The sequence below is a fragment of the Synechocystis sp. PCC 7509 genome, assembly GCF_000332075.2.
Lineage (GTDB): Bacteria > Cyanobacteriota > Cyanobacteriia > Cyanobacteriales > Chroococcidiopsidaceae > Aliterella.
Map to the genome: position 1 here is coordinate 4,214,638 of NZ_ALVU02000001.1, position 10,971 is coordinate 4,225,608.

7 protein-coding genes and 1 pseudogene are annotated in these 10,971 nt (G+C 40.8%); 4 read left to right on the plus strand and 4 right to left on the minus strand.

Annotation, left to right across the window (positions count from 1 at the left end; all coding sequences use genetic code 11):
• Positions 1-17 precede the first annotated feature (17 nt).
• Entirely contained in the window at positions 18-389 is a 372-nt protein-coding gene (locus SYN7509_RS26545; protein WP_202807369.1) for an SDR family oxidoreductase, read from the minus strand.
• 74 nt (positions 390-463) lie between these two features.
• Here SYN7509_RS26545 and SYN7509_RS29335 point away from each other — a divergent pair.
• Positions 464-1,326 (plus strand): annotated as a pseudogene (locus tag SYN7509_RS29335) (transposase).
• Positions 1,327-1,451: 125 nt separating this feature from the next.
• Here SYN7509_RS29335 and sbcC read toward each other — a convergent pair.
• Positions 1,452-4,478 carry an exonuclease subunit SbcC gene (sbcC, locus tag SYN7509_RS0221060; protein WP_009630297.1) on the minus strand — a complete coding sequence of 1,009 codons (3,027 nt, stop codon included), beginning with the start codon at positions 4,476-4,478 and terminating at the stop codon, positions 1,452-1,454.
• Between the two features lie 341 nt (positions 4,479-4,819).
• On the opposite strand from sbcC, the gene SYN7509_RS0221065 reads away from it, so the two are divergent.
• The 3 genes from SYN7509_RS0221065 (at position 4,820) to SYN7509_RS0221075 (ending at position 7,519) form a co-directional block, all read left to right on the plus strand.
• A complete protein-coding gene (locus SYN7509_RS0221065; RefSeq protein WP_009630296.1) occupies positions 4,820-5,764 on the plus strand; it encodes an ABC transporter ATP-binding protein in 945 nt (314 codons plus the stop codon).
• Positions 5,765-5,979: 215 nt separating this feature from the next.
• A complete protein-coding gene (locus SYN7509_RS0221070; RefSeq protein WP_009630295.1) occupies positions 5,980-6,543 on the plus strand; it encodes a Uma2 family endonuclease in 564 nt (187 codons plus the stop codon).
• Positions 6,544-6,763: 220 nt separating this feature from the next.
• Positions 6,764-7,519: an ABC transporter permease gene (locus SYN7509_RS0221075; protein WP_009630294.1), complete on the plus strand. Its 756-nt coding sequence runs from the start codon at positions 6,764-6,766 to the stop codon at positions 7,517-7,519.
• On the opposite strand, the gene SYN7509_RS0221080 is transcribed toward SYN7509_RS0221075, so the two are convergent.
• The gene (locus SYN7509_RS0221080; RefSeq protein WP_009630293.1) at positions 7,516-8,835 is read right to left on the minus strand and encodes a PAS domain-containing sensor histidine kinase; all 1,320 of its coding nucleotides are present in this window, start codon (positions 8,833-8,835) and stop codon (positions 7,516-7,518) included. The genes SYN7509_RS0221075 and SYN7509_RS0221080 overlap by 4 nt on opposite strands.
• A gap of 206 nt (positions 8,836-9,041) precedes the next feature.
• On the minus strand, positions 9,042-10,901 hold the full coding sequence (locus SYN7509_RS0221085; RefSeq protein WP_009630292.1) for a CheR family methyltransferase: 1,860 nt from the start codon (positions 10,899-10,901) through the stop codon (positions 9,042-9,044).
• Between the last annotated feature and the right edge of the window lie 70 nt (positions 10,902-10,971).

The following is a 10,971-nucleotide window of genomic DNA, read 5'->3' on the forward strand; positions in this document are numbered from 1 at the left end:
AGTAAGCCGTTAGCGCCTTAAGGGTTGCCGATTCCCCCTGCCGCGCCGTACACTTGCCCAGTGGTGTAGCTTGACTCTTGGGAAGCCAACAGCACGTAGATAGGGGCAATCTCCGCAGGTTGTGCGGGACGACCTAGAGGTGTATCGCTACAGAACTTTTCGATCATATTTTGGGGTTGACCGCCGCTAACTTGAAGCGGTGTCCAGTAAGGTCCCGGTGCGATCGCATTCACGCGGATACCTTTTTTAGCAAGCTGCTTTGCTAGAGACTTTGTAAAGGTTACCTGCGCCGACTTGGTTTGGGCATAGTCGAGTAAATTTTTCGATGGATCGTAGGCTTCAACCGAAGAAGTATTAATAATGCTAGATCCGGGCGAAAGGAGTGGGATAAGTAGGTGGGGGTGAGATAACCAAAATGTATAACATTAGATAAAGACAGTGAATATAAGAAATAAGTATAAAAATGCCAGCACGTCTTAGAGTATTTCTGAACCAAGAAGAAGATAGAACGTTATTTGAGTTAAGGACAGCCCTGGCGGTGTCACAGAAAGTAAAAGATCGAGCCGAAGTAGTGAGGTTAAATTTTCGTGGATGATACAAAGAAAAAATAGCAGCTCATTTTAATTGGGCAGACCAAACAGTAAGAGAGACACTTCATAAATGGGATAAAAAAGGTTTAGGGGGATGATGAGATGTGTCAGGTAGAGGAGGAATCACAAAGTAGAAGAGGATATTGTTTATTTAGAAGAATGCCTTAAGAACGAACCACGCACATATAATAGTCGTAAAGCTAGAGAAAGAGAAAAATATTAAGTTGAGTCCCGACAGAATTAGAAGGGTACTCAAAAAAAGGGGATTCATTGGAAACGAGCAAGAATCAGTCATAAAAAAAAGCAAGACCCTGTAACACGAGAAATTAAACAGGGGGAGCTAGAAATGCTAGAATTAGCAGCCGCAGAGATAAACCTAAAATATTTAGATGAATTAGGTTTTTGTAGGTGGTGTTCACCTGGTTATACATATTATCCAGTGGGAGAACAAAAGCGACAAGATAACGGTTCTACACATAAATCTTTTGAAGTACGAGAATATTGGACTAAGGGGGAAAGTTTAGGAGTGTATATTTTCTTTTTGCCTAAATATTGTTCGGAGATGAATAGAATTGAACTAGAGTGGCAACAACTTAAAAAACACGAAATTTCTGGAGAGATGTTTGATGATGAAATAGACCTAGCTTATGCAGTTATTGATGGGATAGATCCTAGAGGAGAACGAAATAATTACCATACAAAACGTTTTAAATTTAACAATTATTCCTCTTCTTAATATTATTTTACACATTTATGTTATCCTCCGCCCACCTACTTATAACAAAGTCATTTATGTTTTGACACTCAGCGATCGCCAAGAGATAAAAATCGTTATTCATCCTAGTGGATTTTGGAGGTTCTTTAAGTAGATAATCTTACTTGAGAGCCAGTTTGAGCTTTATATACTTCAATCCGGGCTTGGAAAGCTTCTTTAAAATACGGCATATGCGTAACAGCTAGAATACAGGCAAAATCTGGCGCGATCGCATTTATCGCTGCAATTAGGCGATCGCATCCTTCCCGATCTTGTGTACCAAAACCTTCATCGATAATCAACATTTGCAAAGATGCACCCGATCTTTGAGCCAGGAGTTTTGCTAAAGCTAAACGGATGGCAAAGTTGATTCTAAAAGCTTCTCCCCCCGAATAAGTTTCGTAAGCTCTCGTACCCCGCGCGTCAGCAATTAAAATATCCAAAGTATCAATCAATTTAGCGGTTTTCTTAGCGGCTTTGCTACCTTTTCCGGCTTTTTGGGTGACAAATTGAACGTGTAATTGGTTTGCACTCAGTCGCGCCAATAACTGATTGGTTTCGGCTTCTAATTGCGGCAATATATTCTCAATCATCAACGCTTGAATGCCATTTTTGCCGAAAGCTTGAGCTAATTCTTGATAGACGCGATATTGTTGCTTTATTGCTTGCAATTGCTGTTGCTGTTGCTCGTACTGAACTTGCACGGTTTCTAGTTGCGCCGCTAATTGTTGCAATCCGCCGAGTTTGCTTAAATGTTCGTCCAGTTCCCGCCGCCCTTGTGCCAACTTTTGTTCTAATTCTTGAATTTCTACAGTAGTATTGGGGGAAGTTGCTAATTGTTGAGTAAGACTGTCTATTTGTGTTGCTATTAGTTGCTTTTCTGTCAATCTCGATTCTGTTGCTTTAGTTAACTCTTTTATGCGCTCTTGAAGTTCGGGATATAGTTTTTGAGCCGAATTTAGCTCTTGAAAGCGCAATTGCCAAGCTTGAGAATTGCGTAAAGCTACCCGTAAGGCGTTGTGTTGCTCGGTGTTGTAGCCAATTTCTTGAATTAAACTTTCTAAAGCCGCAATTTTTCTAGTTATGGGCGAATTAGTTGCTTGTTGGGTAATTTGGGACTGCAATTCGGCAATTTGGGACTCTATTTCTGGCTTACGGGCGGCGATTTGGGCTTGCCTTTTTTGAGCATCTTTGATTTGCCCTTGACGAATTTCCGCCCACCGCCACCGCTCGATTTCGCTCCGTGCTAGGGCGTGATCTTGCTCGTTATAGTTGAGTTTTTGCAACTGCGTATCTAATTGACGCAATTCGTTTTGAATATCTGGGGCATAATTGCCCGTATTTAGAGCATTTTCTAACTGCTGCTTTTCTGTAGCTATTTGGTCTAATCGCTCTTTTTCATCCCCGGTTGCTGTTAATTGGGCGGCTAATTGTCCTCTTTGCTCTCGTAAAGTATCATAATCGGCTAATTGCTGGGTTAATTCGCGGTATTCCTGGCGCAATACTTGAATTTCTCGGTCGGAAGTTGCCATTTGCTCTTTACCAACCCATAACTGTTCTTGAACATCTTGCTGTTGAGTTTGAGTTTTTTGAACTACACGATTCCAGTGATGTTCGTCTAACGGGCGATCGCATAATGGGCAACTAGCATCGGGATTTTGCAGCATTTGCATTTTTTGCTCCAATTCCCCGATTAGCTTCTCACAGTCGCTTTGGTGCGCTAACAGGCGTTCCATAAAGTGGCGGCGCTCTTGTCCTTTTTCCCGCACTCTCTCTAAATAAACTCGTTTTTTTTCTAAGGTTTCAATCTGTTTTCCAACTTCAGTTACTGCTTGTTGCAGTTGGGGTTGACGTTGTTGTTTAGTATTTAATTGTCTTTCCGAGGCTTGGAGTTCTTCTATTTTGGCACTTATTCGCGCTTGTAATCGTTCTAGTTGCAATTGCAAAGTTGTACGTTGTTGCAAAAGGGGCGATACTTGTACTTGTAAATTGTCTAATTGCTGCAAGCGATGTTTAGCTGCTGATAGTTGTGCTAAAGCGCTTTGGACTTCCGCCGTTTTACTCAAGGTTTGATTAATCTCTTGCTCTTGCTGCTCTAAGGCTACTATTTGTGCTTCGGCGTGCTGCAATTGACGATTAATGGCGTTGATTTGCTCTGCTTTTTCCTGCTGCAATTGCTGCATTTCCACCGTAGCGCGGGAATGCTCATGAAACTTACTAGATAAAGTTTCTTCTGTAGCTTGCAGGCGTTGGTGTTCTTTGTAGCCAGATGCGATCGCATTTTCTTGACTTAATAGCTCTCTAACCGCTTCTAGCTGACCTTCTAGGTTAATTTTGTCTTGACTTAAACGGCTTCTTTCTTGACTTAAGTTAAGATGTTGTTGTCTAAGAAAGCCTAATTGTTGCTCCCAATTTTGCCTTTGGTGCTGCACTACTTGCAAGCTTTGCACTTTTACATTGTCGTAAGCTTGTTGTTGTTGTAGATAATTAACTTTTTCCTCTGACTGGGTACTTAAAGCCGCCACTTCTGTTCGTTGCTGCAACTGAATGTGCATAGATTCAATAGAGCGCGTGGATTGTTCTGCTTGGGCTTTAAAAGAGCGAGATAAATCTTTGGCTTGTTCTTCCAAATCATCGTATTGATTGAGTTTCAGCAATTCTGCTAATATCTCTTTACGCTCGTTGGGACGCTTGAGCATAAACTCATCGGCTCTACCTTGGCGCAAGTATGCCGAATTAATAAATGTGTCGTAGTCTATTTTGATATGAGTTAATATTTCTTGCTGAGTAGCGCGGACACCTTTAGCTGTTAAAGCTTTAAATCCGCTCGGTGTATCAACTTGAAACTCTAAAGAGCTACTTTGTCCCCGGTAACGAGTGCGAATGACTCGATATTTTTGACTAAAGCTAGTAAACGTAAAATCAACCCGAACCTCTTTAGCTCCCGTTTGAATGACATCATCCTCACTAGAGGCGCGACTTTCTCCCCAAATTGCCCAAGTTATCGCCTCCAATAGTGAAGACTTACCCGCGCCATTAGCGCCACAAATGCAAGCCGTATGCAACCCACTAAAATCTAAGGTTGCATCACTGTAGCTCAAAAAGTTTTTTAAAGTTAGTTGTACGGGAATCATCCAAGCTCAAGCGCCATCTACCTTGGGTCAAAACAGTACATATGCACTGTTGCCTAGTGTATCTATGGAGCAACAAGGATTTTAGCTATTAAGCTATCAATTTTACAATTCTTAATGTGTTCAAGAGGCGATCGCCTATAAGTTCTCACAAAAAAACTCCTGGGAGTCTTGCCGTGTTTCGACCCCAAGAGCTTTTTCGATTCTGTTCGCTCCTCACACAAGACAAATATATATTGGATGCCTAGGGTGGGGATCAAGGTGAGTGACACTTTAAGTATTGTCACTTAGGCAAGGCTAAGACGCTCTAAAATAGACTTTACACCTCTTAACATCTGCCCTCAATGACCGAAAACGCAATTATTACTGAAAACCTTTGCCGTAACTTTGGTAAAGTTCAAGCCGTAGACAATCTATGTTTGCAAGTACCTAGGGGAATTGTCTTTGGGTTTTTGGGTGCTAATGGTTCGGGAAAAACTACGACAATTCGGCTACTATTGGGGCTACTAGAGCCAACCCAGGGACGGGCGGAAGTATTGGGATACGATACGGTACGTCAAGCTAGTTCAATTCGCCGTCGCACGGGGGCATTATTAGAGCATCCCGGCTTGTACGAACGTTTGAGCGCGGCGGATAATTTAGAATTTTATGGTAGAGCTTGGCGCTTGCCAACACTTCACAGGCGATCGCGCATTAAAGAATTATTAACTAATTTGGGATTATGGGAACGCCGCAACGAAAGCGTAGGTACTTGGAGTCGTGGTATGAAGCAGCGTTTAGCGGTGGCTAGAGCAATGCTGCACAATCCCCCATTGATTTTTTTGGATGAACCAACGGCGGGACTCGATCCAGTGGCGGCGGTGGCTTTACGCGACCAATTGCAGGCAATGGTAGCGCAAGAAGGAGTAACAGTATTTTTGACTACTCACAATTTAGTAGAAGCCGAAAAATTGTGCCAGCTTCTCGGTGTAATTCGTCAAGGTAAGTTAATCGCTGTGGGACATCCTAAAGAGTTACGCGATAAAGCCAGCGCTCCCCGAATTGAAGTTGTAGGTAGTGGTTTTAATCCCCAAGTACAAAGTTTATTACAAACTCAACCAGGCGTAGCGGGGGTCAATATCGCTGGGGAAGTTTTGACGATTACTTTACACAAGCTTATCAGCGCTGCGCCATTAGTAAATTTGCTAGTGCGCCAAGGAGTACAAATCGAAGAAGTCCGTAAAGGTAGCGCTAGTTTGGAAGAAGTATTTTTAAATTTGATGGAAGCAGATAATACTTTAAATACATAATCTAAAAATAGATTAAATTAGCTCAATACTCAGCAACACCGTTACCATGTATCAAAGCAATTGAAACCACTACATTAATGAGCATGGGCAACTAACCCTCGATAAATCTTTAAGATTCATCAAACCACAGCGCGATCGCATTGTGAGTTTATTTTCTGAACAAGATGAAGCCGAGCTTGATGAAACGCTACAGAAATTATTATCAAATCGCTTAAATGACACAAATAGCACAAAAAATTTATACTCCAGTAGAATACCTACAATTAGAAGCAGTGGCAGAAGTACGTCACGAGTTGATTAATGGAGAAATGATCCCAGTGGCAGGAGGAACAACTAATCACAATGAAGTAATCACAAATTTATGTTTGTTACTTAAACCGCATTTACGCCAGCAAAAAGGAAAAGTTTATACAGAGAATGTACGATTGTGGATACCAGAATTTAATTTGTTTACCTATCCTGATGTAATGCTAATAGCAGGAGAACCGATTTATTATAGCGAAAGTCAAACAACAGTAATAAACCCTGTCGCTATTATTGAAGTTTTATCTGATTCGACTAGAGATTACGATCAAGGGCGTAAGTTTGGTTTCTATCGTTCTATAGCCAGCTTACAGGAATATATATTAGTTGAACCCGAAAAACCGTTAGTTATGCTTTATCGCCGGGGAAGTAGTAAAGAATGGTCTTTGCATATATTAGAAGATGAGACTGATGTAATCTTAATAGAGTCGGTAGGAGCAAGGATGTCTTTACAATCGATTTATGAGGGCGTTTAAAGATTGTTTTCTTTTTAAAAAATTATTAATAGAGGTACAAAGATTATGTCTTTGCGATCGCCTTTTTAGTTACAGAGCGTTTTAAAATGGTCAATGACTGGCTACCTATGGAAGGGCGTTAAAAATGTCTTCTTAGATTAATTAGAAAAGTTTTTAGAGATAGCGCGATAGCGACCGGTTACGGGCTTCGCATTCAAGTACAACACAACTAAGGTAGGTATTGCAAATAATTAGAATTAACGCAGAGATCGTTGATATTTGGACGGTAATTTGGAAGGAGTGGCGAGAATTATTGTTTAGTCGCGGCAATTTACGGGCAATTTTATTAAGTTTACTGCCATCGGTATTAATATTTGGGGTTTTGTTACCTGCTCAAGTCGGGCGCGTATGGGTAGATTCTCCGGTGTCAATGGTATTGTGGGGTTGGCTATCTATGCTCCCAGTTACGGCGATAATTGCCGATGCCTTTGCAGGGGAAAGAGAGCGCCATACTCTAGAAACTCTTTTAGCGAGTCCCTTGTCAGAGACAGCTATTTTGTTTGGTAAAGTAGGCGCGGCGGTGGGCTATGCTTGGTTGCTGGCGTTGATTATGCTGCTTGCTGGCTTGATTACGGTAAATATTGTTGATGGTGGTGGGATACTGCTTTATCCTGTACAAGTTGCCTTTAGTGGGGGAATTTTGGGCTTACTAACTGCAACATTGTCTGCAAGTACTGGCGTACTTGTTTCTTTACGCGCAGCTACCGTAAAACAAGCGGCGCAACAACTGGTTTTTGCTTCGATTGCTTTGACTTGGCTACCATTATTTGGTCTAAGTTTGCTGCCAACTCGGTTACAAGAAAGCTTGATATTATCGGCAAAAAGCGGTACTACAGGGATTTTTTTATTTGCTTGTGTGGTGCTAATTGGTTTAGATTTTGGGTTGCTAATGTTGGCAATTTCCAGGTTTAAGCGATCGCGTTTAATTTTAGATTAATTACTTTTAACCTGACGAGGTAAGGTAATTGTAAAACTTGAACCTTGATTAGGCTTACTGTCTACACTAATTTGTCCCCCCATCAACGCCACCAAGCGATCGCATATAGCTAATCCTAAGCCTGTACCGCCATGTTGGCGGGTAATAGTTTGGTTTAGTTGGTGAAATTCTGCAAAAATATGTTTAATATCTTCGGGCGCGATTCCAATACCTGTATCGCTAATCGAAATCGCTATTTTGTTTGTTGGCAATTCCCAGGCTTTTATTTTTACGCCGCCAATCTCAGTAAATTTAATAGCATTAGATAGTAAGTTAACTAATACTTGACGTAAGAAGTCGCTATCATTGACCATTATCGCATTATTTAAGCTTAAACTTACTTCAAACCCTAAACCTTTTTGCTTAATTAAAGAACAATATTGTCTTTTAATATCATTAATTATTTCAGCTAAGTTAAACTCTTGCGGCACAATTTCCAAACTATTTGACTCAATTTTGGCAGCTTGCAGAATATCTTCAATTAACTTTAATAAATGCTTGCCATTATTAAAAATTATTTCCACCATATTTTCTTGACTTTTGGCAAGAGGTGGGCATTTTTGACGTAGTAACAATTGAGAAAAACCAACAATTGCATTCATTGGCGTGCGTAATTCGTGAGACATAATTGCTAAAAAATGAGATTTTAACCGCGCAGTTTCTTGTAATTGTAAATTCTGCAACTGAGTTTGACGCAGGGTTTCTTCAGCAAGCTTTCGCGCAGTAATCTCACGCATTAGCCAACGCAAGCTCTTTGCTCTACCTTGATTATCGCGGTTAATTGCTACAGTTATTCCTACATCAATAGTTGCAGCACGGCGTGGACAAATACTTACTTCCCATTCTGTCAATTTATCGGTATGATGCAATTGATTTAACTGAGTACGAAAAGCTTTGCGTTGTTCTAGTTGAACATAATTAGTTAGCGGTTTGCTAATTAAATAATCTTGAGGAGCATTTAGTAACTTCGCCGCCGCGTGGTTAATTTCTCGGATAAGTCCTGCACAATCTGTTACTAAATAGCCGTCAGGAGCAAACTCAAACAAGTCTTGATAGCGCTGACGTTCGGATTGAATTTGCATACTTGCGATCGCTAGTTGCTCGTTTTGCCTCCTCATTTCTTCTTCAGCTACGCGCAGTTCTTCTAACGCCGTTTCTAGTTCTGCTAAAGCTTGGGGGATTAGTTGTTGTGGCTGGCTAGAGGATGTACTAGCTTGATTTTGCAGTTTTGCAGCGCGATCGCGTACTGCATCGATCTTTTGGACAAAATTCTGCATTTAGTTTCCCCAGTCCTCAATTACTTTTACCACTTTTATTAATAAATATAAATTCTATTATGGAAAACTAGCGTTATATGCTGTATCAAATAGCGTTAATCTTGCAAATACTAATTTAATAGTAAGATATCTAATTTCTTATTTAATCAGCTTTAAGAGTTAGATGTTATTTATTACTTGTGACAGAATTAAAATCTATGATATTTCTAACCTTCGAGAGTACCTACTTCTTCTGTTGAAATAATCACACCGCGACTTTCCGCCAATTTACTTGTCAAAGAAGTGCAGGTAACTTTACATTGAATGGCTCTACTTCGACGATTAACGGCGGCTACACTCATTTCTGTAATGCTCACTTCTCCAGTTATACAGTTACGAATTGGCTGTCGCAACTGCTCAACAGGTAAACCAATGTCTAAATTCATAAAGTGCTGTCCTAATACTTCTTCACTCCGCAACCCCCACAATTCTTCGTTTTTTTTGTTCCAAATTTGGACAACTAACTCTCGATTTAAAACAGCTACACCACCTTGCAAGCTATTAAAAATTGCTTCTAAAAAGCCATTTGCCTGATTTAGTTCTTCGCTACGCAAACGTAATTCGGAGTTGATAGATTGCAGTTCTTCGTTGGAAGATTGCAATTCTTCGTTCATTGTTTCTAATTCTTCATTTGTAGATTGCAATTCTTCGTTAGTTGTTTCTAATTCTTCGTTGGAAGATTGCAATTCTTCATTAGTTGTCTCTAATTCTTCATTAGTAGACTGCAATTCTTCGTAAGCCATCTCCAACTCTTGGTTGGCGTGTTCAATTTCTTCTTGCAGCTTTTTATAACGGCTAACTTCCGTAAAACCAATACTGACACCAAGTAAATTTTTATTGGAGTCGTAAAGGGGGGTAATTTGCACGTCAAAGTAATGAAAATCGCCACTAGCAATAGTCCAACCAATATTTGTCAGATAAATTGAACGATGGGTATTAATAACTTGGTCGATGGGCGATCGCAATTCTACGGGACGGTAGGAAACTTCCAAGTCTTGCAAGGGGCGGTTAATATCTTGAGAGTTGAGATTAAATAACAGTCGCGCCTGGTCGTTGGCTAGAATCAACAATCCCTTAATATCTACAACTATTTGAGCAATGGAGCTAATATCAAAAGCAGCATCTCGTAAGAGGTTGTTATTAACTGGGTAGTCGTTTTCTCGCTCTTTGCTATAATTGCTGCCCAACAAATAATCCTTCCTATTTTCTCGATTGATTTTGGCAAATATACGCCGTTTTAAGTCTATGGGAGCAAAAGAATTACTATGACTGAGCAATAGCTCGGCTTTACCTAATAATAAAAAACTGCTGGTATTTAGTGCAAAGTGAAACCGGGAGATGATTTTTGCCTGAGTTTCGGCGTTGAAATACATTAATGTGTTGCGACAAGACAATAAATCAATCCGAGAAATCGGCGGATCTTGTAGCAAGTCGTGACGACCGAAAATTACGGAGCGGCGTAAATTTTGGCAAAAGGTGTAATTTCCATTAGTTTGCTTAAAGTACCGCTCTAATAGGGATTCGGGGATACCTTCTACTTCTTTGGTGCTGTAGGTAGCAAGGCGTGCTTGATTGAGTGCGGCTTCGTCTACATTGGTCGCGTAAATTTTTACTTTTTTATGGAAATCCTCAACGCCGATAACTTCGGCTAGTACCATTGCTAGGGTATAGGCTTCTTGTCCTGACGCACAGCCTGCGCTCCATACACGGATGCGATCGCGCGCGAAGTCTTTATGCGCCACAATTTGGGGGACAATTTCTGTTTGTATATAATCCCAAACGGCGCGATCGCGGAAAAATGCGGTGACATTAATTAAAATTGTGTCGAAAAGGTGTAAAAATTCTTCGGGATCTACCTCTAAATAATCGGTGTAGTCTCCATAGGTTTCTATTTCCGCTATCTGCATCCTGATCTGAACTCGGCGCATTAGGCTAGGACGTTTGTAACCTGTGAAATCAAACCCGCGATTGTGTTTGATGTAGTCTAGCAATTCTTCAAATTCGGGGTTTGATTCTGGGGTGTTCATTGGGGTTTGTGGCGTTGAGGGGTTGCTTTAGGAAAAACCAAGACTTGGGGGGTTTGGGGGGGGGGAGCGG